General features: G+C 63.0%; 20 protein-coding genes. 8 read left to right on the forward strand and 12 right to left on the reverse strand.

Going from position 1 to position 22,194, the window contains the following annotated elements:
- The first annotated feature begins 105 nt into the window (after nucleotides 1-105).
- Nucleotides 106-519 carry a RidA family protein gene (locus B5J99_RS08000; RefSeq protein WP_054133784.1) on the forward strand — a complete coding sequence of 138 codons (414 nt, stop codon included), beginning with the start codon at nucleotides 106-108 and terminating at the stop codon, nucleotides 517-519.
- Between the two features lie 259 nt (nucleotides 520-778).
- Here the strand turns inward: B5J99_RS08000 and B5J99_RS08005 are convergent, their stop codons facing one another.
- The 4 genes from B5J99_RS08005 to B5J99_RS08020 all read right to left on the reverse strand — a co-directional run bounded on the left by B5J99_RS08005 (nucleotide 779) and on the right by B5J99_RS08020 (nucleotide 4,185).
- Entirely contained in the window at nucleotides 779-1,786 is a 1,008-nt protein-coding gene (locus B5J99_RS08005; RefSeq protein WP_245991810.1) for an alpha/beta hydrolase, read from the reverse strand.
- Nucleotides 1,787-1,871: 85 nt separating this feature from the next.
- Nucleotides 1,872-2,759, reverse strand: coding sequence for a CPBP family intramembrane glutamic endopeptidase (locus B5J99_RS08010; protein ID WP_211337888.1), 888 nt, complete (start codon nucleotides 2,757-2,759; stop codon nucleotides 1,872-1,874).
- Between the two features lie 447 nt (nucleotides 2,760-3,206).
- Nucleotides 3,207-3,974 carry a type I methionyl aminopeptidase gene (map, locus tag B5J99_RS08015; protein ID WP_117352103.1) on the reverse strand — a complete coding sequence of 256 codons (768 nt, stop codon included), beginning with the start codon at nucleotides 3,972-3,974 and terminating at the stop codon, nucleotides 3,207-3,209.
- Nucleotide 3,975: 1 nt separating this feature from the next.
- A complete protein-coding gene (locus tag B5J99_RS08020) occupies nucleotides 3,976-4,185 on the reverse strand; it encodes a ParD-like family protein (RefSeq protein ID WP_054133787.1) in 210 nt (69 codons plus the stop codon).
- A gap of 376 nt (nucleotides 4,186-4,561) precedes the next feature.
- Here B5J99_RS08020 and B5J99_RS08025 point away from each other — a divergent pair, with 376 nt between their 5' ends.
- On the forward strand, nucleotides 4,562-5,227 hold the full coding sequence (locus B5J99_RS08025; protein ID WP_231683732.1) for a response regulator transcription factor: 666 nt from the start codon (nucleotides 4,562-4,564) through the stop codon (nucleotides 5,225-5,227).
- Complete coding sequence (locus B5J99_RS08030; RefSeq protein WP_117352104.1) at nucleotides 5,224-6,579, forward strand: sensor histidine kinase; 1,356 nt, start codon at nucleotides 5,224-5,226, stop codon at nucleotides 6,577-6,579. The genes B5J99_RS08025 and B5J99_RS08030 overlap by 4 nt, the downstream gene beginning before the upstream one ends.
- Nucleotides 6,580-7,341: 762 nt before the next feature.
- On the opposite strand, the gene B5J99_RS08040 is transcribed toward B5J99_RS08030, so the two are convergent.
- Nucleotides 7,342-8,208, reverse strand: a complete 867-nt coding sequence (locus tag B5J99_RS08040) for a LysR family transcriptional regulator (RefSeq protein WP_211337889.1) — start codon at nucleotides 8,206-8,208, stop codon at nucleotides 7,342-7,344.
- Nucleotides 8,209-8,350: 142 nt separating this feature from the next.
- Here B5J99_RS08040 and B5J99_RS08045 point away from each other — a divergent pair, with 142 nt between their 5' ends.
- Together B5J99_RS08045 and B5J99_RS08050 are read left to right on the forward strand one after the other, a co-directional pair.
- A complete protein-coding gene (locus tag B5J99_RS08045) occupies nucleotides 8,351-8,992 on the forward strand; it encodes an NAD(P)H-dependent oxidoreductase (protein WP_117352106.1) in 642 nt (213 codons plus the stop codon).
- A gap of 147 nt (nucleotides 8,993-9,139) precedes the next feature.
- Nucleotides 9,140-10,117, forward strand: a complete 978-nt coding sequence (locus tag B5J99_RS08050) for an alpha/beta hydrolase family protein (RefSeq protein ID WP_117352107.1) — start codon at nucleotides 9,140-9,142, stop codon at nucleotides 10,115-10,117.
- Between the two features lie 7 nt (nucleotides 10,118-10,124).
- Here the strand turns inward: B5J99_RS08050 and B5J99_RS08055 are convergent, their stop codons facing one another.
- Nucleotides 10,125-11,033, reverse strand: coding sequence for an AraC family transcriptional regulator (locus B5J99_RS08055; protein WP_342768913.1), 909 nt, complete (start codon nucleotides 11,031-11,033; stop codon nucleotides 10,125-10,127).
- Between the two features lie 103 nt (nucleotides 11,034-11,136).
- On the opposite strand from B5J99_RS08055, the gene B5J99_RS08060 reads away from it, so the two are divergent.
- Nucleotides 11,137-11,862, forward strand: coding sequence for an SDR family oxidoreductase (locus tag B5J99_RS08060; RefSeq protein ID WP_117352108.1), 726 nt, complete (start codon nucleotides 11,137-11,139; stop codon nucleotides 11,860-11,862).
- A gap of 152 nt (nucleotides 11,863-12,014) precedes the next feature.
- Here the strand turns inward: B5J99_RS08060 and B5J99_RS08065 are convergent, their stop codons facing one another.
- Nucleotides 12,015-13,130: an aldo/keto reductase gene (locus B5J99_RS08065; protein WP_069051415.1), complete on the reverse strand. Its 1,116-nt coding sequence runs from the start codon at nucleotides 13,128-13,130 to the stop codon at nucleotides 12,015-12,017.
- A 100-nt stretch (nucleotides 13,131-13,230) separates the two neighbouring features.
- Between B5J99_RS08065 and B5J99_RS08070 the strand changes: the two genes are divergently transcribed.
- Nucleotides 13,231-14,133, forward strand: coding sequence for a LysR family transcriptional regulator (locus B5J99_RS08070; RefSeq protein WP_117352109.1), 903 nt, complete (start codon nucleotides 13,231-13,233; stop codon nucleotides 14,131-14,133).
- 80 nt (nucleotides 14,134-14,213) lie between these two features.
- On the opposite strand, the gene B5J99_RS08075 is transcribed toward B5J99_RS08070, so the two are convergent.
- On the reverse strand, nucleotides 14,214-15,077 hold the full coding sequence (locus B5J99_RS08075) for a helix-turn-helix transcriptional regulator (protein WP_117352110.1): 864 nt from the start codon (nucleotides 15,075-15,077) through the stop codon (nucleotides 14,214-14,216).
- A gap of 93 nt (nucleotides 15,078-15,170) precedes the next feature.
- Between B5J99_RS08075 and B5J99_RS08080 the strand changes: the two genes are divergently transcribed.
- Nucleotides 15,171-16,073, forward strand: a complete 903-nt coding sequence (locus tag B5J99_RS08080; RefSeq protein ID WP_117352111.1) for an SDR family oxidoreductase — start codon at nucleotides 15,171-15,173, stop codon at nucleotides 16,071-16,073.
- 218 nt (nucleotides 16,074-16,291) lie between these two features.
- Here the strand turns inward: B5J99_RS08080 and B5J99_RS08085 are convergent, their stop codons facing one another.
- The 4 genes from B5J99_RS08085 to B5J99_RS08100 all read right to left on the reverse strand — a co-directional run bounded on the left by B5J99_RS08085 (nucleotide 16,292) and on the right by B5J99_RS08100 (nucleotide 22,157).
- Nucleotides 16,292-17,596, reverse strand: a complete 1,305-nt coding sequence (locus B5J99_RS08085) for an MFS transporter (RefSeq protein WP_245991813.1) — start codon at nucleotides 17,594-17,596, stop codon at nucleotides 16,292-16,294.
- Nucleotides 17,597-17,636: 40 nt separating this feature from the next.
- Nucleotides 17,637-19,787 (reverse strand): acetate--CoA ligase family protein, encoded by a 2,151-nt coding sequence (locus B5J99_RS08090; RefSeq protein ID WP_117352113.1) that lies wholly within the window; start codon nucleotides 19,785-19,787, stop codon nucleotides 17,637-17,639.
- A 33-nt stretch (nucleotides 19,788-19,820) separates the two neighbouring features.
- The gene (locus tag B5J99_RS08095) at nucleotides 19,821-20,681 is read right to left on the reverse strand and encodes a p-hydroxycinnamoyl CoA hydratase/lyase (protein ID WP_069051420.1); all 861 of its coding nucleotides are present in this window, start codon (nucleotides 20,679-20,681) and stop codon (nucleotides 19,821-19,823) included.
- A 66-nt stretch (nucleotides 20,682-20,747) separates the two neighbouring features.
- Entirely contained in the window at nucleotides 20,748-22,157 is a 1,410-nt protein-coding gene (locus B5J99_RS08100; RefSeq protein ID WP_117352114.1) for an aldehyde dehydrogenase, read from the reverse strand.
- Between the last annotated feature and the right edge of the window lie 37 nt (nucleotides 22,158-22,194).

Genomic DNA, 22,194 nt, shown 5'->3' on the forward strand with positions numbered 1-22,194 from the left:
GTGCCGATCGGTCACAGTTGAGCGGACATCCGTTCACGGCGCGAGCAGCTAATCGGGGCGGGTGACATGGCATGGGCCATGTGGCCTGACGAGGAGCAAATCGACATGACCAGACCTCTTGTACGCCTCAATCCGCCGGCGCTTTGGGACGCCACCGGAAACCATCATTCGCAAGGGACACTGATCGAGACCGGACGGCTGGCCATCTTCTCGGGCCAGATCGCCGCACAAAAAGGCACTGATCACGTGCCTGCTTCGCTCAGAGAACAGACCGATATCGTTTGCCGGAACCTCAGGCTGTGCCTTGAGAGCATTGGGGCATCGCCTTCCGACATCGTCAGCCTGCGCGCCTATATTGTCGACTGGACACCGGATAAGGCTGCAGAGGTGTTTGAGCCGCTTGTTGCCTTTCTCGGCGATACGATGCCGGCAATGACCGGCATCGGTGTAAACGCCCTGTTCTCACCCGAACTCAGGATCGAGATCGAGATGGTTGCCCGTGTTCCTGATCAAAGCTGAACGGGCCGGCCCAAGCCGAGCGATGTTTGCGACTGCCCCGGCAGCCTTTGAATGAGGGCGCTATGGGGTGCCATTGCCAACCGGCTGCAAGACGCCGGGTCAAGGGCATCCATCGATTGCCAGGCGGCCAAGCGCGGCGCTGCCAGCGTATCGGCAGCCGGTTGTAAGGCTTGCCTCCGGCTTGCCAGCGATGTGTCCACCGGCCTCTCGTTGAACAGGCGCAATGCCGCCGCGGAAAGCAGGACTTGCAGCAAGAGCTCTATCGACGCAGGGAATGTCGGACAAAGCGCACCACCTCGTCCAGCAGTTCGGCATCCTCCGGCGTCCCGCCAAAGCCGCCATGCGGCATAGCCTCGAACACATGCAGGTCAGCGGATATGCCCGAGCGCCGCAAGGATCTGTGCAACCGCACGGCGTTCGACAGAAACAGGTCGCGGGTCCCGCTCTGGATGAACGTCGTCGGGAAGCCATCAAAAAACTCGGCAAAGAGCGGGGAAAGGTAAGGGTGGGCCAGATCCGCGCCATGCGCATACAGCAGGTTTGCCGGCATCAGAGGGTTTGGCAGAACGACGTCCACGGTGCTGTTCACGTTGAAGCTGTCGCCGGATTCCGTCAGATCGATCTCCGGCGAAAGCAGCACGAGCCCTGCAGGCATCGCCTTGCCCTCGTCATGCGCACGCAGAACCGTCGCCAGCGCCAGGTTTCCACCTGCGGATCGGCCGCCGATCACGACCCTATGCGCGCCATACCGCGCGATTGCGCTTTCATAGACTGCGAGACAATCATCAAGGGCCGCCGGGAAAGGATGGTCGGGCGGTGTGCGATAGTCGATACCGTAGCAGCATATCCCGTGCGCGATTGCCTGGCTGCGTGCGCTCTCGCGGCAGGCTTCTCCGCTGCCGAACACAAAGGCACCGCCATGCAGGTCAAGGTAGACGCAATTGTCGAAGGCTTCCTCGGACGGTGTCGCGATATGCACCGTCGCACACCCGATCTGGGTTGTTTCGACCTCGACCGCTCCTGATTGGCCGCGATCCCTGATCGCAGCGGCATAATGGGAGTCAGCAGCATGTTTCATGCGGCGCCAGGCTTCGGGATCATTTGCGCTCGGCATGGCATACAGAGCGTTAAGCGGAGTGCCATCCGGTCCGACAGCGGCGCGCAGCCGCTCTTGCGCTTCGGGACTGATGGAAGCGGGCACGGGGATAATGCGCTCCCCGACCTTCACACCTGGCTGTTCGGCGGCATTTCGGCTTTTTGACATCATATGCTCCAAATGTTTGCGGGACGGTCCGATCGTCAGTCACCGCAACCGGTAATCTTTGGGGGCGTCAGACAACTGCAAAACCCGATTATTCAGATTGTTCACTCGAAATCTCTGGCGTGCACGCGGGGCCCGACTTGCGTGTCGTCCACCAGATACCTGCGGTAATGATGGCGAGCGCTACGCTTGGCACCAGGTTGGCGGGCGTGCCGACAATCTCGCCGCGGCTGCCGAGATCGCCTCCAACGTCGAGGTGGAGCGTTGTTGCCAGGACGAGGGCGCTGACGTTGTAGACAGCGTGCAGCACGACGGCCACCTCAAGGCCTCCCGTCCTCCACGTTATGGTCGCCATTGCCCCGAACAACACAAGGTAGGAGCCCAGGATGTAAGGGTCGAGCGTGCCGTGAAAGAGGGAGAAAAGAACGGTCGTAAGCGCGATGCCGAGGATTGCACCAGGCAGGGAGCGTCGTGTCCAGCTACCGATAACGCGAAACATCAGGCCGCGCACCCCGTATTCCTCGCCAGCGGCGGCGAGTGGGATAAGCGTCATGCCGATGACGAAGAATGCGACGAGGTCGCCTGTGCTCCACGGGATCCTGTCGTCAGGAACCATTGGCCCGACAGACATGGCGACGAGAACAAGAGGACCAAAGACGAGCAACGCGCGACCAAACACGCCGAACCGGAAGCAGCCTGCCACCGAGTGCAATGAGCGCGCGGGGACTCCATAGAGCCAGCGCTGGAGCAGCATGCTGTACGGAATGAGAAGGGCGAGCGAGATCGCCCCGGCAGCGAACTGCACAGGGGTAAAGCCTGTGCGTCCAAGGATGTGAGTGTCGATTGCAGCAGCCATTGCGAGGCACGCCTGCGCAAAGATGATCAGGCCTGCCAGGAGCAGGACGATCGCGGCAACTCCGCGGATAAGGCGTCGTCCTTCACCTGCGTAGATACGATGGTACTCAACGCCCTCAGGCACTCCGCTCGCTTCGACGGCCTTATCGGGTCGCGTTAGCCAGCTCTCACCTCGTCCGGACATTTTCTCGTTCCCTTTCATGCATCCGACGCAGCTACCAAGCGACGCCATGCGCTACCGCAGCGTCGCTTTCCGACCCTCCGCCAGGGTCATCGAAACAACGACCGGCAGTCTGCCGAAAAGTTTGCGTGCGCTCGCGACCAGTTTACGCCCGTCGAGGCGACAGGCCTGATCGGCAAACCGGAAGACGCCTGGGTCATTTCTCAATGGCTGTTCGTGCATCCTCAATGTTGCGTGAACATGGCGCCTCGGGAAAAGCCATCACGGCGTGTCGGACATTGTCAGATCGCCTTGCGACCACGGTATCGGCACCTGTACGGCGCCGCGGTGCGACAGGGCCTGTTTGCGGGCAGAGGGCAGTCACCACCAATCTGCCGTGCGGTGTGTTGCTCACATCAGAGCGGCTTCACCTTCCCTCAGCGTGAGCACCTCGACCCCGTCCGCCGTTACTGCCACGGTGTGTTCGAACTGGGCAGAGAGGCGACCGTCACTTGTTCTGACAGTCCAGCCATCGCTGTCGGTGACCACCTGCCGCCGCCCGGCATTGATCATGGGCTCTATTGTGAACACCATGCCTTCGCGCAGCCTGAGCCCGCTGTTTGGGCGGCCGAAATTGAGCACTTGCGGTTCCTCGTGCATCTCGCGGCCAATTCCGTGCCCGCAATAATCCCTGACAACCGAACATCTGTTTCGCTTCGCATGTCTTTCGATAGCGAAGCCAATGTCGCCGAGGCTGGCGCCGGGGCGCACCTGACGGATGCCCGCCCACATGGCCTCATTGGCTATGCGGACGAGTCGTCTGGCAGCCCCCGAGGCATTTCCGACGACCCAAGTCTTGCTTGAATCGGCAATATAGCCGTTCTTTTCCAGCGTGATGTCCAGGTTGATGATGTCGCCGTCACGAATGATCTCATTCGCATCGGGCACGCCATGACAGACGACATCGTTGAGCGAGCAGTTCAGCACGAAAGCAAAACCGTACTGGCCCTTGCTGGCCGGGCGGGAGGCGAGGTCGACAGTGATATATCGCTCGACCAGATCATTGACTTCGAGTGTGGACATGCCCGTCAGATCGAGACCGTCGAGCATCTCGAACACTGACGCCAGCAAGCGCCCTGAAATACGCATCAGCGCAAGTTCGTCAGGTGTCTTGACCATGTCAGGCCGCCGCGCGCTCGTCTAATTCGGACACCTGAACGCTCGCCAGCTCACGACTGATGATATCATTGAAGGAAAGTGCTGGGTTGGCTTCGGCGAGCCTGCCGATCTTCATCCAGAATTCGGCTTGCGCGTTGATCGACCGGCACATCACGGCGCTGGCCCGCCGCACCTCTTCGTGCAGTGCGTCATCGATTTTTACTATACCCATGCTTGTCTCCATTCACATACGAATCATATACGATCTGTATGCTCTCTGGTCCACCGAGTCTGGAGCCGATCGCGACCGCTTGTTTCGGCACCGGAACACTCTCTTGTGCCGGGAGGCTCGTTCCGAGTGCTTGCCGGGACGCTGGCGAGCCATTTTCCTGCACCGGATAAAGCGTGCTCACCCGTCATTCAGGCTCTGGCCAGATCGGGATCGCCAGATGGCCGCGTATGACGGCGAGACCACTCCGCTGATCAGAGCCAACACAGGTCTGCGCGCGGCAAGGTCCGCTCGAGTGCATGACCCGAACCGACTGTTGAACGCAATTCGTTGAGCGCATTTGCCGCTCGTTGATGCAATGGGAAACGCTGTGAGAATCTTGCTGATCGAGGACGAGCCGCGACTTGCCGAATCGGTATGTGCGGTCCTCAGAAAGGAGCGATTTGTCGTCGATCATGTCGATCGGTTGTCGACCGCCAAAGAGGCCAGTCAGATCGCCGGATTTGATCTGGCATTGCTGGACAGAAAACTGCCGGATGGTGAGGGATTGTCGCTCGTCCCTGCCTTGCGGGCCCGCAATCCCGGTATCCGCATCATCGTTTTGAGCGCGTGCGGCGAGATTGCTGACCGTGTGGCCGGGCTTGACGAGGGAGCGGACGACTATCTGGTCAAGCCGTTCGCGATGGACGAGATGCTTGCGCGCATCCGGGCTGTTCGCCGGCGCCCGGCAGAGCTGGAGGGTGCCGAGATCCGGGCGGGGTCCGTGGTCTTCGATCTCGCGAACGAGGAGGTCGAGGTAAAAGGGGGGCGCCTCGACCTTCCTCGCCGCGAACTGCGCGTCCTTGCCGCACTGATGAAACGGCGCGGCAGGACAGTGCTGCGCGAAACGCTCGAGCAGGCCGTGTTCGGGTTTGATGACGAGGTCCAGTCCAACACGTTGGACTCGCATATCTCGCGACTGCGGAAGAAATTGACGAAATCGGGAGCGGAAGTCGAAATCCACGCGATCAGAGGTGTCGGCTATTTGCTTCGGGAGGCAGCATGACACGGCCTTCATCTCTCAGGCACCCACTGATCATTTACCCCCTCGCCGTCAACTTTGCGATCCTCACTATCTCTTTCGCCATCATCATTGCGATAGCGATCCGCTTCGACAGCGGCGGCCCCTACACGGACGAGCAGATCATCCCGGTCATAGCCCGCGCGATCGAGCGCGATGAAAACGGGCAGCTTACGGTTGAAATGACCCCTGAACTGGCCCAACTGCGCGCCGAGACGCCACAGTTATGGTTCCTGGCGGAGGACGATACCGGTCGCAGTGTCAGCTTCGGACCCGTTCCGCGGCATTATGATTCCCTCATCGGACGACTGAGCGATCTGTCCTTCGCTCAGTTGCGCGATCGAAACCCGCCCTACAAACTTGCTGCCGTTGTCAGAAGGCAGACGACCGATATCGGAGTGCTCACGATCCTTGGGCACGGTGCCCTTTCGGATCTGAACCTGACAGTGATCCTCGCTTCAAACGTCATTGTCCTGCCGATTTTCGTGGTGCTGGCGCTGACCTCGCTTCTGGTGACGCCATGGATAGTGCGGCGGTCACTTGCAGGGGTTCATCGCATCGCCCGCGAGGCGGAGGCGATTGATGCGCATGCGCGCGGGCGTTCTCTGAGCGAAGATGAGGCCCCTCGTGAAGTTGCGCCATTGGTGAGTGCATTCAACGCGGCCTTGCGACGGCTTGACGAGGATCATGAGCGCCAACGGCGCTTTTTGGGCCTGGCAGCGCATGAACTGCGCACGCCGGTCGCAGTGTTGCGCAGCAAGGTGGAAAGCTCCGAGAACTCCGAGACGCGTTCGCTCGCGGGCGATATCCAGCGCCTCGCGACTCTGGCGGAGCAGTTGCTGGACCTTCAGCGCATGGAGAATGACGAGCGCTGCGATCGTATCGATATCGCAGCCCTCATACGCAACACGGTTGCGGACCTCGCTCCGCTCATGATCGCCAGAGGTAAGACGGTCGCGGTGGAGGTCGCCGCAAACCAACCGGTGCTGGGGGATCCTGCGGCAATTGAGCGTGTGGTGATGAACCTCGTACAGAACGCGGCGCAGCATGGCGGACAGCATATCATCGTTCGTGTGCGGGACGTCGGGTTCGAAGTCGAGGATGACGGCCCCGGGATCCCGCCGGACGAGCGCGAACGCATCTTCGAACCGTTCTACCGGCTGCGGCCCTCTGCTGCCGGCAGCGGGCTGGGTCTCAGTCTCGTGAAAGAGGTGATCGCTCGCCATGACGGCCGGGTGGACATCCTCGATGCGCCAGGAGGCGGCGCGATCGTGAGGGTTGAACTGCGTGGCAGACACTCAGGGCAAGATTCGCCCGAGGCCAAAGGCAGGGCTTAGGCCTTGCCTCTTTGGAAATGCCTAGTGGCGCGGCTGAAGTCAGGAAATTGTGGAGCCCGCGCGGTGCAGCCTGTTGTAGACCATTTGGACCAGGATCCAATCCGCCTCGCTCCGCCGCGAAATAAATGGCCTGCGAGACGTCTTTAGTACCGGTCAAACGTTGCGCGCACCGGCGGAGTGAACCGGAGGGAACGGGGCAAACCGCCCCCTCCGGCCTCGCACCGGTGTGCGCGATGAGCGAATTCACTGGCCCTGGCTTGCACAACAGCCGAGATGTCTGCCCTTAGCGGCGACGACATTCGCGGTGGCTCGGGTCACGGTCGCAGCGCCAGGCACGGTCGCGCTCCGCCTGCTCCCGATCAAAGCGGGGGCACTCCCGTCGGCTCGGGTCGCGGTCGCAGCGCTGGGCCCGCGCCCGGTCGGAAATGATCTGGGCGTTGAGAGCCGTCTCGCTGGCAAGGTTGGCTCTCGCGGCACTCCTCAGATCACCGCCATTGGCGTTGCAGGCAGCCAGAGAGGCGCCCAGCAAGGCAGCCAGGCCCAGGCTACGGGCAGGTCGCAGGATATTCTCGTACAGATAGGGGGGCATCATTGATCCTTTCAATTGACGCATCCTTGTCGCGGCGGTCGGACGACAGTCGCGAGATGCGGTTCGGGCTCAACTGAGAGGCGCAGATTGCGTGAACATTGCGTACTGCAGGTTTTGCGACGACATGGGGGAATGCGGGGCGGGTGGTCGATTCCGGGCACAGATCGGGTCGATCAATGGAGATGGGCAGCGAGCCGGTCGGCCACATGGCGCAGCGCGGGATCGCTCTCGCGGCGCCGGAGCCATGCCAGTGAAAGGCTGATATTCGGGACAGCAACAGGTGGCCTGAAGACCGAGAGACCGGGTGTGCGGCTCACCAGTTTTTCCGGCGCCATGGCGATCATGGGCGTGCACCGCAGGAGCGGTATCACCATGCCAAAGGTCGGAACCACCACGCCAATGCGCCGCCTGAGCCCACGCGCGGCAAGTTCGCTGTCGAGTGATGTGCGCGCATCGCCCCGGCCCGAGACGACGATGTGGGGAAACGACATCCACTTCTCGAGCGTGAAACCGTGCGCCGCAGGATGATCATCGCGCATGGCGACCACATAGGCCTCTTCCGTCACAGGCGCGCAGAAGAGATCGTCGTCGCCGGTCTCGAACACCGAGACGGCAATGTCGGTTGAGCCGTCCTTCAGTGCACGTCTGGCGTGCGCCGCCCCCGTCCACGGCTGCAGGACGATGTCTATGCCGGGGGCGGACAGGGCGAGATCGGCGAGCAGGGGCTCAAGGACAAGCAATGCGGAAAGATCGGCCATCGTCAGTCTGAGTGTAGCCTTGAGCTCGTCAATCGGCACTACAGGAGGTGCGATGATCGTTGTCGCTGCCGCGAGCAGTTCCTTCAGCGGCTGCCGCAGACTGTCGGCTTTTGGTGTGGGGCGCATCGTTCCACGGCTTCGCTCCAGAAGCTGGTCGCGAAAAAGGTGGCGGCATCGCTGGAGCGCTGCAGACATTGCCGGCTGCGACAGACCAACGCGCTCGGCCGCGCGCCCGACGTGGTGCTCCTCCAGCAGGACATCGAGGAGCACGAGCAGGTTCATATCTACCGACCGTAAATTCATGCCCTCGATAATAGGATAGAATCAATATCGATTGGAAGGATCGATTGCGGTTGGCCATATGCCGCACTTGTTGTGAGGTTGCCTTCCTGCAGAGCAACAGACGCAAGGCGAGTTTCGAGCAATGCATGAAGACGATGAGCAGACAGTCACACAGATCCTGCTCTTTCATCCGAATATCGAGCGATCAACGGCCAACGCAGCGCTGGCACGAGCGGCAGCTGGCCTGCGTCATGTCGAAATTGCCGATATGGCCGCCCTGTACCCGGCAGGGATCGAGATGGAGCGCGACAGTGAGCGAGAAGCAGCCAGGCTCCTGCGCGCCGACCGCATCGTACTTCAGTTTCCGATGCAATGGTACTCGACCCCCGCATTGATGAAACAGTGGCAGGACATCGTCCTCACCCGGATGGCGTACATCTACGGGGACACTGAAGGCGCCGGTCTTGCCGGCAAACCTCTCATGGTCGCTGCGACAATGGGGGCCGAGGAGTCCACATACCGGCCGGAAGGGCGCAACCGCTTCACCGTCGCCGAGCTTCTGGCGCCCTTGCAAGCCTCTGCGAACCGCTTTGCAATGGACTGGCGAGATCCCTTTCTCGTCTTTGATGCAGATGGATTACCCGCCGATGACCTTGCCGAAGCCGGCCGCGCCTACGGCCGCGCTCTGTCACGCCTGGCCAAAGCGGCGTTCGGCGCCTGGCCATACGGATCCAGCTCTGATTGCCAAGAGAATGGACACGCGGCCAGAGCGAGCCGGGCCTGAACTGGTGAGCAAGCCTCCGCATTCATAAGCCTGCTTCGCCACGCCTGAACACATCCCGATGTTACCGGGCGCTGGCGGAACGGTCGGCCAGTCCCCGGGCCGGCCCGAAAAAACCTGGAGCACGCTCCGGCAAAAGGAAAAAATGCAATGAACAATCTGATCGGCCTTGCCCGGCTCATTCCGACGCCGGAGGCGACCCTGGCCGCTTCCTTCAGCCCGGTATCGTTAGCGATGCCCGGGCGCCCGCAACCGTTGCAGCTTCGCGTCACGGCACCTGTCCAGGGCGACGCGTTGCCGATCGTGCTTCTGTCACATGGTCACGGCCCCTCGCTCTATATCCCTTCGAAAGACGGCTATGGGCCGATTGCGAACTTTCTTGCCGAGCGCGGCTTCGTGGTGATCCAGCCCACCCATGCCAACAGCAAGGTTGGCGGACTGCCTCGCGACATGTCCGGCGCCCCTTTGTTCTGGCGCGAGCGTACCGAGGAAATGACCGCCATTCTGGATGGACTGGGCGCCATTGAAACGGCGTTGCCCTTTTTGAAAGGGCGGCTGGATCACGAACGGATCGGCGCCGTTGGCCATTCGCTTGGTGGCCATACGGTTGCTTTGCTGCTTGGCATGCGGGTCACGATTGAAGGAGCCGAGATCGACCTGCGCGAGCCACGGATCAAAGCCGGAGTGCTGCTTGCATCGCCCGGCGCCGGCGGCGACAATCTCAGCGAAAACGGCAAGAGTTATGGCCCGGCTTTTTCTCCCGACTTTGCTCATCTGGCCACCCGCACCCTTGTCGTCTTCGGTGATATGGACGTCAGCCCTCACTTGACCGTCCGTGGTGCCGACTGGCACGCCGACCCCTACCATCTGGGTCCGGCTGCCGATGCGCTGCTGACGATTGCCGGCGGCAGGCATGGCCTCGGCGGTATCGCCGGTTATGATGCGAAGGAGACCGATGATGAAGATCCCGACCGGCTCGAGCTCACCTGCCGAATGGTCTGGGCGTATCTGCGTTCGGCCCTGATCGAAGACGACCAAGCCTGGGACGATGCCAGTGCCGCCTTTGCGGGGCCAGCGGGCGCGCTGGGCCGTCTCGATCGAAAGGGGCGGGAGGCAGTCTCTGGCTGAGACGTGCTCAGTTGAGCCCGCTGATATCGGCACGCGGCGGAGCACCGAAAAGCCGGCGATACTCTCGGCTGAACTGCGATGGGCTGTCATAGCCCACCGCAAATCCGGCAGAACCAGCATTTATTCCCTCGGCTATCATCATCTGGCGCGCTGCCTGCAATCTCAACTGCTTTTGAAACTGAAGTGGTGTCAGACCGGTGATTCTCTTGAAGTGATGGTGCAGCGAGGAGATGCTCATCCGCGCCTCACCGGCAACGTCACGGATGCGAAGCTGCTCGTGCGAATGGTGACGGATCCAGCCGATAGCGCGGCTCACCTGTCCCAGATGGCAGTCGCCCGAGGCGGCATGGCGAAGCATGGCACCCTGAGGTCCATTGAGGAGATGGTAGAGGATTTCCCGTTGCACCAGCGGCGCGAGAACCGGGATCGAATGAGGCCGGTCAAGCAGGCGCAGCAAGCGGGTCGAGGCATCGAGCAGTTCAGGCCCGATAGGGTGCACCGCCAGCGGCGGTGGATTGCCCGGCGGCAACGCGTTGCCATCGGCCGCGATCAGATCGGCCAGCACAGTCTGGTCGATATCGATCTTGCAGCAAAGGTATGGATGATCGGGCGAGGCAGCAGTGACCTGCCCGATCAGCGCAAGATCCACGCCAGCCACCAGGCAATGCGCGTCATCGTAGTGCAGCGTCTGCGCGCCGAGCGACACGGTCTTGGCGCCTTGGGCGATAATGCAAAGCGACGGCTCGTAGACTGTCGGCATGGGCATGCCCGGATCATCCGCCCGGATCAGCGATAGCCCCGGCACAAGTGTCTGGAACACCCCCTCCTGCGGCGTGTTTCGGGCAATGATCCGAGCGAGGTCCGGAGTGTCTGACATGGGCATCTTGTTGCCGATAGCGAATCGGCGCGCAAGCAAAACACGGAAGGTTTGGAGAATCGTGCAAGCATTTCGGATGATCGGGCTAACGCCGGGAGATCGGTTCTGGCACCTTGATCGCACCGGACAAAAGGAACGAAACATGGCTCAGCTACACAACAGGACCATCCTCATCACAGGCGCATCAAGCGGAATTGGCGAAGCCACGGCCCGAGAACTTGCACAAGCCGGCGCCAATCTGTTTCTTGGCGCGCGGCGTACCGATCGGCTTGCTGCGCTGTCACGGGAACTCGGTGACCGAATCGGGTGGTGCGCCCTCGACGTCACCGACGCGACCAGCTTTGATGGCTTTGTCGATGCAGCCGAGGAGCGGTTCGGCCGTGTCGATGCGCTGGTGAACAACGCCGGCGTGATGCCGCTGTCGCCTCTGGCATCGGTCAAGCGTGACGAATGGAAGCGCATGATCGACGTCAACATCAATGGCGTGCTCAATGGCATCGCGTCCGTGCTGCCGCGCTTCACGGCGCAGCGTTATGGACATGTCATCAACGTCGCCTCGATCGGGGCGCATATGGTTGTGCCGACAGCAGCAGTCTATTGCGGCACCAAGCACGCCGTGCGGGCAATCACCGAAGGCCTGCGGCTCGAGCATGACGACATCCGTGCCACCTTGATCTCGCCCGGCGTGGTCGCCACCGAACTGGGGCATGATATCAGCGATCCGGCGCTGGCCGCCGATCTGTCGGAATGGCGCAAGAAGTCGCTGACCCCAGATGCTATCGCTCGCGTGGTGCGGTTTGCCCTCAAACAACCGACGGGCGTCGACATCAACGAAATCATCGTACGCCCGACGGCAGCGGGAATGTGACGTGTATCGGAGAGGGTTCACAGTTCCCTGAGAACCCTCTCCCAATATAGCACGCGAGCGCCCTGAGAGCGGGTTGCATGACCTTCCACGCGCCGCCCGCTCTCGCCATGTCCCGGTGCTGCTCACGCACAGCGCGCTGGCGACACCTGTGTTCATCCCAACCAGTCTCTTTGGATATCGGCGCCGCCGAAAACGATCTGGTTGCGCGTTTCTGGCGTGAACAGGGTGTAGAGGAAAGCTTGATCGCCTCCGCTGACAGCATCGAGCGCCGCGCGGTGCGCCGCTGGAAGATCGAGCGCAAGAGCCAGGACGTTGTCGGTTACCTGCCCAGGACGGCTTACGCCCATCAAGGTCGATGCGACCCCCGGCGTGCCGACCACCCAGGCTAGTGCGACGCGCGCAGGCGTCTGGTCCATCTTTGCAGCGACGTCACGTACCACGTCGACAATTTTCCAGTTTCGCTCGGTAAACAGCGTGTCGCCAAAGGGATTGTCGCCATCGAGGCGCTTGTCGGATTCCAATCGTGCGGTGTCTTCTGCGGCGCGTGTGTTGGGCACGCCGCCCTCCCGTTTCGGCGATGCTTCGACAACCTCGCGATCGTATTTGCCGGTCAGCAGTCCATAGGCCAGCGGACTCCATGGCACCAGACCCATGCCTGCGGCACGCGCGAGCGGAAGGTGCTCGCTCTCCGCCCCGCGCTCGACCAGTGAATAGAAATATTGCAGTCCGATCGGTCCGGCAGACCCGAGCATCTTGGCCAGGGTCGCGACCTGGGCGACATACCAGGCCGGGCTGTTGGAGATCCCCCAATAGCGAATCTTTCCGGATGCCACGAGCGCGGTCATCGTCCGCAGCAATTCGTCAGCCGGGGTCAGCCCGTCCCAGATGTGGACCCAGTAAAGATCGATGAAGTCGGTCCCCAGGCGTCGCAGCGAGGCATCTACCGAAGCCAGTATATGGCGCGCACCATTGCCCCCCGCATGATACCCGCGGCCTGTCGCGAAGCCGGATTTGGTCGATATCACTGTCCGATTTCGGATCGAGCGCTCAGCAATGAATGCGCCGACCATCTCTTCGGATCGACCACCGGCATAGACATCGGCGGTGTCGATGAAGTTTCCGCCGAGTTCGGTATAGCTGTCCATCACAGCGCGGCTGCCTGCTTCGTCCAAGCCCCAGCGTGGCGTGCCAAACGTCATGGTGCCAAGCGCCAGCGGACTGACAAGCAGGCCAGAATGGCCGAGCGGTCGGTAGGTGTCGAGATTCATGGGTTGGAGATCCTTGCATTGGCGTCCGCAGGAGATGGACGTAAAGTCCCGGCATGATTAGATAGCAATCGGCGCATGGGTCGCTGAAGGATTTTCAGTAATGGATCGCGATCGTTGGTCAGGCCTGGCGATATTTGCCGAGATCGTCGATGCCGGGAGCTTTGCGCGAGCTGCAGAGCGCTTGGGGCTGTCAGCGTCGGCGTTGAGCCATGCAATGCGATCGCTTGAGACGAAGCTGGGAGTGCGCCTTCTTGATCGCACCACTCGGTCGCTGGCGCCCACGTTAGCGGGCGAGGCGCTTCTGGCCAGCCTGAGACCCGCGATCGCGTCGGTCACACGCGCGCTCGACGATCTCGATAATGCGCGCGATACCCCGGCGGGCCGTATCCGGGTGAGTGCCCACCGGGTTGCTGCGGTCTACGCCATACTGCCTCGGCTGACGGACTTCGCGCGAAACTTCCCAGACATTGCAGTCGAACTAGTGGTGGACGATGGCTTCGTCGATATCGTGGCCGAGCGCTTCGACTGCGGAGTTCGGCACGCACAGGCGCTGCAAGGAGATATGATCTCGGTGCGCCTGGGCGATCCCGTGCCGCTGGTTTATGTTGCTTCCCCTGCTTATCTCGACGGGCAAGCCGCACCGACGTCTCCTTCTGATCTCGATGACCATCGGTGCCTCTGCTACCGCTATACATCTTCCGGGGTAGTCCACCGCTGGGGTTTTGAACGCGATGGCCGGTCTTTCGAGCGGACGATCCGCGGTGACTTCACCACCAATGATATCGATGTCCTGCGCGACGCTGCGGTCTCAGGGCTCGGTATAGCCTGCCTGCCGCTGCCGCATGCCGCCCTTCAGTTAGCGGCCGGGACGCTGATTGAAGTTCTGTCAGGTTGGGCACCGACGTTGCCGCCGAACCACCTGTACTATCCGAGCCGCCGACAAGCCACTGCGGCATTCCGGGTGTTCGTGGATGCCATGCGCGCCGATCCTGCGGATGGATGAACGCCGCCCGGGCTGCGCAAGCGTTTTCGTGAGGTAGGCTGGCGATCAGCATCGCGCGAAAAGCTGACTGCGTCTTAGGCTCATTCGTCCCATGGGCCGGGTTCAGACGACGTTGTCCTTGTCCTGACCAAGGCCGAGATGGCAGCCGCATCCTCTGGGCAGGTCGGGTGATAGGTAATCATCGACAGATCAGGGCGCCCGTCCACGGCAAACGCCGAATACTCCAGGGGAACGAGCCCGAGAATTGGGTGACGCAACATCTTCACCCCATCACCATGCGAACGCACGTCATGGGTCTCCCACATCATGGCGAACTCGCGACTTGACCGGCTCAGTTCCGCCACCAGCGGCGCGGCCAGTTCGGTTGCGCCGGCGCGTGCCACCTCGGCGCGGAAAACTGCAACGACAAAGCGGGCAACATCGTCCCACTCGACCTGCGCAGCGCGTGCTTCGGCATCTAGGAAGATCAGGCGGAGAATGTTGCGCCGGTCTGGCGGAAGTGCCGCATAGTCCGTAAGCACTGCAGCAGCTGCGGCGTTCCAGGCGACCACATCCCATGTCATGGTGCGCAGGATTGCTGGCGTCGTCTCCATCGCATCGAGCACGCGCTGCAGCCGCGGGGTGACACCCTCAGCCGGCTTGTAGCGCACGTCGGGCAAGCGTCCCAGCGCCATCAAGAAAACATGCTCGCGCTCCGCCTCGGTAAGCAAGAGCGCAGACGCAACGCGATCCAGGACGTTAGCAGACGGTGCACCGCCGCGTCCCTGTTCGAGCCAGGTATACCAGGTGGCACTGATATTGGCCCGCTGTGCGACCTCTTCGCGCCGAAGCCCTGGTGTGCGCCGCCGTGAGGCTGAAAAGCCAAGCGCTGCGGGATTCAACCGTCTCCGCCGCGCTTTGAGATACGCACCCAAGGAGCCTTCGTCGGTCCTTTCGATTGCCATGCTGGTATTCCTTATACCATGATAAAGTCTCATCTTTACCCGGAAAGATTTTCGACCTTTAGCGCTTGCTTAGCAATCAGGGGAGCAAGAAATATGCGGGTTTTCGTAACCGGAGCCACGGGGTTTGTCGGGTCGGCTATTGTCGCTGAACTTCTGGGGGTGGGTCATCAGGTGGTCGGCCTCGCCAGGTCAGACAAGTCAGCCATGGCGTTGGAAGCGGCAGGCGTCGAGGTCCGTTTGGGAAGTCTCGAGGATTTGGGCGGCCTGACGGAAACGGCATCGGCTTCGGATGCAGTGATCCACACGGCGTTCGGCCACGACTTCACCCGCTTTGCCGAAAGCAGCGCCGTGGATCGCCATGCGATTGCCGCACTCGGCGAAGCCCTGTCAGGCAGCAGCCGCCCGCTGCTCGCAACAGCTGGAGTAGCCTTCCTTGCGCCCGGCCGCACAGCGGTTGAATCGGATACGCCGCCTGTTGATCCCGGCTATCCCCGCCAGTCCGAAGCTGCGATCGCGGCCCTGGCTGCGCGCGGTGTGCGCGCTTCCCTCGTGCGTCTGCCACCGTCTGTGCACGGACCCGGTGACCGGGGCTTCGTGCCGATGCTGGCCGACATCGCCCGACAGAAAGGCGTGTCTGCATATATTGGTGAGGGCAACAATCGGTGGACGGGGGTTCACCGAAGCGATGCCGCGCGTGTCTACCGGCTCGCGCTGGAACATTGTGCGACCGAGCGCGCCTACCACGCTGTTGCCGAGGCGAGCATTCCGTTTCGCGCCATTGCCGAAAAGGTAGCCGCCGGGCTTGGCCTGCCGGTCCGATCGATTTCAGCGGACGAAGCGGCAGACCATTTCGGCTGGTTCGCTCCGTTCGCTGCAATGGACACGCCAGCTTCGAGCGAGCGGACGCGCGCAGTGCTCGGCTGGCAGCCGGACCAAGTCGGCTTGCTCACCGATCTGTCATCCCCAGGCTACTTTGACGGGGAGACTACAGGATGAACGCCAGAGTGAGGGTTGTGTCGGTGCCGTCACGCGCAAGCGAACCGCTCTCGGCGCAGTTTGCCAAGCGTCTGCGAGGGGCGCGCCGGTCCCGATGGAGGCATGATCGACCTTGAACGAGCGGATTGGGCCCCGCCGGGCGGTCACCGCTCGCCAGGCAGTTCGCTGCTAGCCTGCCAACCCATCCAGCGAAACCAGTTTGGAGGGCGCGCGAACGATCATCGCACAGGCGCCGGCTTCGGCAGCCACAGCAGCATCGCGGCAGCGAGCAGCGATCCGCACGCCATTGCCAGCCCGACCGAGGCCAGGCCCAGGTCGATGCTGAACAGGAACCCGGCGAGGATCGGTCCGACGGCTGCGCCGCCTCGGCCGAAGCCGATGACGAACCCGGTGCCGCTGGCGCGCACCGCGGTGGGGAAGGCTTGGGCGATCAGCGCGTACAGCCCGACCACACCGGCGTTGGTGCAGAAACCTGCCGCTGCCGCAACCGCTGCCAGCATGGCGATGTCGCTCTGGCCCTGGCCGAAGATGGTGACCGTCACGAACGACAGCAGCATCGCGCCGATCACCAGATTGCGGATAGGGAACCGCCAGCTCAAAGCGCTCAGCAGCAATGCGCCGATCAATCCGCCGACATTCGCCCAGACCAGTACCCCGCCCGCAGCCGATGCGGCGTATCCCATGTCGACGACGATCTTGGGGATCCATTTGAGGATGAAGTAGAATGTCATGATGTGGCAGAAATAGGCCAGTGTCAGGACCACCGTGGTTTTCGCGAGGCCGGGGGCGAACAGTTGGCGGAAGCCCGCCTTGGGCGCCGCAGGGTCCGGGTCGGGCAGGGCATCAACCTGGTCGTGGCCCATCCGCGACAGGATCGCATTGACCCTCGCCAGCGCGCCCGCTGGTCGCTTGTGCACCAGAAACCCGATCGACTCAGGGAGCAGCAGGAAGGTGACAGGCAGGAACATGGCGGTTATCACCGCGCCGAAGGTGAAGACGTCGCGCCAGTCGCCATCGACCAGCAGCTGCGATGCGAACGATCCGCCCAGGATAGCGCCCATCGGATAGCCCGCCGCCATGATCGCGACCGCGAGGCTGCGCGCGCGGGCGTTGGCGAATTCAGCGACCATCGCGTTGGTGCACGCCAGCATGCCGCCGATGCCAAGGCCGGTGAACAACCGGTAGGCAGACAGCTCCTCGACAGTCCCGGCAAAGGTCGCCGCCGCCATGCCCAGCGCCATGATGACCAGGCATATCAGCGTTGTCGGCCTGCGTCCGATCCGGTCTGCGACCGACCCCAGAATGATCGATCCTGCGGCCATGCCGATCAGTTCCATCGACAGCACAAGGCCGAGCGCGGCACGGTCGATGCCCCATTCGGCGGCAATTCCGGGCGAGGCAAAGCTGATCGCCAGCACGTCGAAGCCGTCGAGCGCGTTGAGCAGAACGCACAGCACGATGGCCGCGATCTGCAGCCTGCCCATCGGTGCCCTGTCGAGAGTGGCCCTCACATCTGCGGTCATTCTCTCGCCCCCTCCGGTGCCATTCTCGTCGTTGCGGTCGTCACTCGTGCTGCGCGGCCGTTACCATCAATGCATCGAGCGCGATCACGCCTTTGCCGCAGGGATAGATGATGACGGGGTTGAGGTCGATCTCGGCGATGTCGGGCTCGCTCAAGAGGATGCGCCCAAGGGCGGCAACCAACCGTGCGACCGCATCGACATCGAGCGCCGGCGATCCGCGAAACCCGCGCAGGATCGCCGCGCTCTTGAGCAGATCCAGCTCGCGCAGGATCGCCTCGTGCGTCAGGTCTGGCGGCAGCAGCCGCACATCCTGCAGGATCTCGGCGGTCACCCCGCCAAAGCCGACCAGGATGACCGGCCCCCAATCGGGATCATTCCTGGCGCCGATAATCAGCTCGGTGCCGCGCTCGCCCATCCCCTCGACCAGAACACCATCCAGCGCCATGCCCGGATCGTAAGCGGCGACATTGGCGTGGAGCCGGTCCCATCCTGCCCGCACAGCGTCCGCATCGGCCAGGTTCAGGATCACGCCACCGGCATCGCTCTTGTGGCTGAGCTCAGCCGACTGCGCCTTGATCACCACCGGAAACCCGATGCTGGCTGCTGCGGCCACCGCTTCGTCGGATGAGGTGCAGAACGCGCCGCGCGGGAACGGCAGGCCGAGCGCGCTGAGAACCTGCTTGGCGCGGTATTCGGGCACGACGGCATTGCGGCTTGGCAGGCCGGGAGCGGGAAGGGGGCTGACATCGCCGATCGCGAAATCGCGAAGGGCAAAGGCGTTCAACCGCCGCAGCGCCCGCAATGCGCGTTCGGTCGATGGGAAATAGGGGATCCCGAGCGCGCGTAGCTGATCGATATAATCGGTGCCGATCGGAGCGCCTTCATCGAGCCCGGCAAAGATCACCGGCTTGGCGGGCGAAAGCTCGCGCACCGCCCGCAGGATGGGCGGCAGCTTGATCGCCATCGTCACCGGGTCGGTCTGGATGATCCCGGCCAGCACGCTGCCGAAGCGATCGTCGTCAAACAATGCGGCGAGGGTGCGGTAATACAGGTCCGGTTCGACCAGCCCCTGTGCGGTCAGATCGAGCGGATTGCTCACACCGACAAACGGGGGCAGCGCCGCACGCAGGGCGGGCGCGTTGTCGTCGTCGATCTTCGGCAGATCGAGCCCGAGCCCCTCGCACAGATCGAGCGTCAGCGCCTTGAACGCGCCCGATTCGCCGAGCACCGCAACCCCGGCTGCCGGGATGATCGGACAGCGCAGCGCGATCTCGGCGATGTCGCCCAGCTCTTCGAGCGTTTCGGCGAAGATCGCACCTGCGCGTTCAACCTTCACCCGCATCAGTTGATAATCGCCCGCCATCGCGCCGGTATGGGTGGCAGCGGACTCGCGTGCGGCGCTGCTCTTGCCGGGGTGGAGCAGCACGATCGTCTTGCCCAGCGCCCGCGCCCGCCGCGCCGCCGCCATGAAGCGCTGCGGATTGCGGAACTGCTCGACGATCATCGCGATGACCTTGGTGGCGGAATCGTCCAGCAGATATTCGACATAATCCTCGACGCCGCTCGCGGCCTCATTGCCGGTCGAGATCGAGAACGACAGTCCGAGGTCCCTGCTGGCCAATGTGGTGCACAACACGCACGCCATCGCCCCGCTTTGCGAGACGACACCGATGCCGTCGCGCGCGCCCAGGGGCGTGGCGTCGGTCTCGACGAAGGTCAGCGGCACGCGGTCGATGAAGTTGGTCATCCCCAGGCAATTGGGCCCTTCGATCACCATGCCGCTGTCCGCGGAAACCTGCCCGATCGCGCGCTGCTCGGCCAACCCCCCTTCGCCGCCCTCGGCAAAGCCTGCGGAGAAGATGATCGCCGAACCGACCCCGCGCCCCGCCAGCGCGCGCACCGTGTCCAGCACAGCCGCGCGCGGAATGGCGAGCACGGCGCAATCGACCCCATCGGGCAACGCCTCGACCGAGGGAAGGCATGGCCGTCCCTCGATCTCGGCGCGCTTGGGGTTGATCAGGTGGATATCGCCTGAAAACCCGTTACGGACCAGATTGGACAGCACCGAGTTGCCCAAGGCACCGGGCTTTTCGGAAGCACCGACGATCGCCACCGAGCGGGGGCGCAGCAGGCGATCGAGTGATGCGGCGCGGGTGGCCAGGGCAGGCGGAGCGAGGGTGTCGGCTGACATGGCAGGGCGTTTCCGGCTTTGGTCTGGGGCTGATCAGGCAGAGGTTTTCGAGCGGTCGTAGGCGCCCAGACCCGGCTTGTAGGTCTTGTCGTCGATGAACTGCTTGATACCTTCCTTGCGGCCATCATTGTCATAGCTGTTGGCGGCCTCCTGCGCGCGGATCAGATAATCCTCGGCATTGTCATAGCTCATCTCGCGAACCCGGCGGATGGCGTCCTTGGTGGCCTTGAGTGCGATCGGGTTCTTCTTGAGCAGCACGTTGGCGACCTCGGTCACGCGCGCCCTGAGCTGGTCGAGCGGCAGCGATTCGTTGACGAAGCCCCATTGTGCTGCGGTCTTTCCATCGACATTCTCGCCCATCATCGCGTGGTACATCGCGTTGCGGAAGCTGGTGAGCTCGGTCGCGACCTTGGCTGCGCCGCCGCCGGGCAGGATGCCCCAGTTGATCTCCGACAGCCCGAACTGCGCGTCGTCCGCGGCAAACGCCAGGTCGCACGCGAACAGCGGGCCATAGCCGCCGCCAAAGCACCAGCCGTTGACCATCGCGATCGTCGGCTTCTGGTACCAGCGCAGGCGGCGCCACCAGCCATAGCTCTCGCGCTGGGCACCGCGGGTGCCGCGCAGGCCGTCAGCCTCGGTCTCCCGGAAGTATTCCTTCAGATCCATGCCCGCCGACCACGCGGTGCCCTCGCCGGTCAGCACCAGCACGCCGACATCCTCGCGGAACTCCAGCGCATCGAGCACGCGCATCATCTGACGGTTGAGGCGCGGCGACATGCAGTTGCGCTTGTCGGGGCGGTTGAAGTTCACCCATGCGATGCCGTTTTCGACCGAAAAGGTCACCGTGGCGAGTTCAACCGGGTCGATTCCGTCGATATTCAAGGTGTTGGTCATGTCAGGAGCTTTCCGAGATTGTCGTGATGGACATGTCATGACGGACATGTCGTGATGGAAAAGGGTTCAGATGGGAAAGTGGCCGGGCTGGGTCTCGATGGTGATCCAGCGCAGGTCGGTGAAGCTGTCAATGCCGGCCTGGCCGCCGAACTTGCCATAGCCAGAGGCCTTGGTGCCGCCGAAGGGCATCTGCGCCTCGTCGTGCACGGTGGGGCCATTGACGTGGCAGATGCCGGACTTGATCAGCCGCGCAACGCGAAGCCCGCGCGCGATATCGCGGGTGAAGACCGAGGCGGACAGCCCGTATTCGGTGTCGTTGGCAAGCTCGACCGCATGCGCCTCGTCGGCTGCGCGGACGATGGCGACGACGGGGCCGAAGCTTTCCTCGCGGAACAGCCGCATGTCCGGCGTGACCGCGTCGATGACATGCGCGGGCATCAGAACGCCATCGGATGAGCCGCCGTTGATCTGGCGTGCGCCCTGCGCGACCGCCTCATCGACCAGCGCCTGGACGTGCGCGACCGTCTTGGTATCGACGACAGCGCCCAGCGGGGTCTTGCCTTCGCGCGGATCGCCCACTGCCAGCGTCGCGACCTTGGCGCGGAATTTTTCGGCAAAGGCATCGGCCACCGCATCGACGACGATGATCCGCTCGGTCGACATGCAGATCTGGCCCTGGTTCATGAACGCGCCGAACGCTGCCGCCTTGACCGCCTCGTCGAGATCGGCGTCATCCAGCACGATCAGCGGGGCCTTGCCGCCCAGTTCGAGCAATACCGGCTTGAGATGCTCGGCCGCGCGCTTGGCGATGATCCGGCCCACGGCAGTCGATCCGGTGAAGTTGATCCGCCGCACCGCAGGGTGATCGATCATCGCGCCGACGACATCGCCTGCATCTTCGGGCGCATTGGTAACCAGATTGACGATGCCATCGCCGAAGCCGGCCTCGACAAACGCCTCAACGATCAGCGCATGGGTGCGCGGACACTGTTCGGACGCCTTGAGCACCACGGTGTTGCCGCAGGCGAGCGGCACCGCGATCGCGCGCACGCCCAGGATGATCGGCGCATTCCAGGGGGCAATGCCCAGCACGACGCCGGCAGGCTCGCGCAGTGCCATGGCGATGCAGCCGGGTTTGTCGGAAGGGATGACCTCACCGCTGATCTGGGTGGTGATCGCGGCCGCTTCGCGGACCATGCTGCTGGCCAGCATCAGGTTGAACCGCGCCCAGCCTTCGGTTGCGCCGACCTCGTTCATCATCGCGTCGATGAATGCATCGGCCTTGGCGTCGAGTGCATCGGCCGCCTTGGCGAGCTTTGCGCGGCGAGCGTTGGGGCCGAGCGCGGACCATGCGGGGAAGGCGGCAGCGGCGGCATCGACCGCGGCACAGGCGTCCTGCGAAGTCGCGGCCGCAGCAGCCGTTGCGGCAGCGCCGGTAACCGGGTTATGGCGGGTAAACGTCGCGGCTGTCGTCATCGGTTGACCACCGATTGAAAGGGAAATGGTGTGCATC

This window comes from Blastomonas fulva (genome assembly GCF_003431825.1).
GTDB classification, from domain to species: Bacteria; Pseudomonadota; Alphaproteobacteria; order Sphingomonadales; family Sphingomonadaceae; genus Blastomonas; species Blastomonas fulva.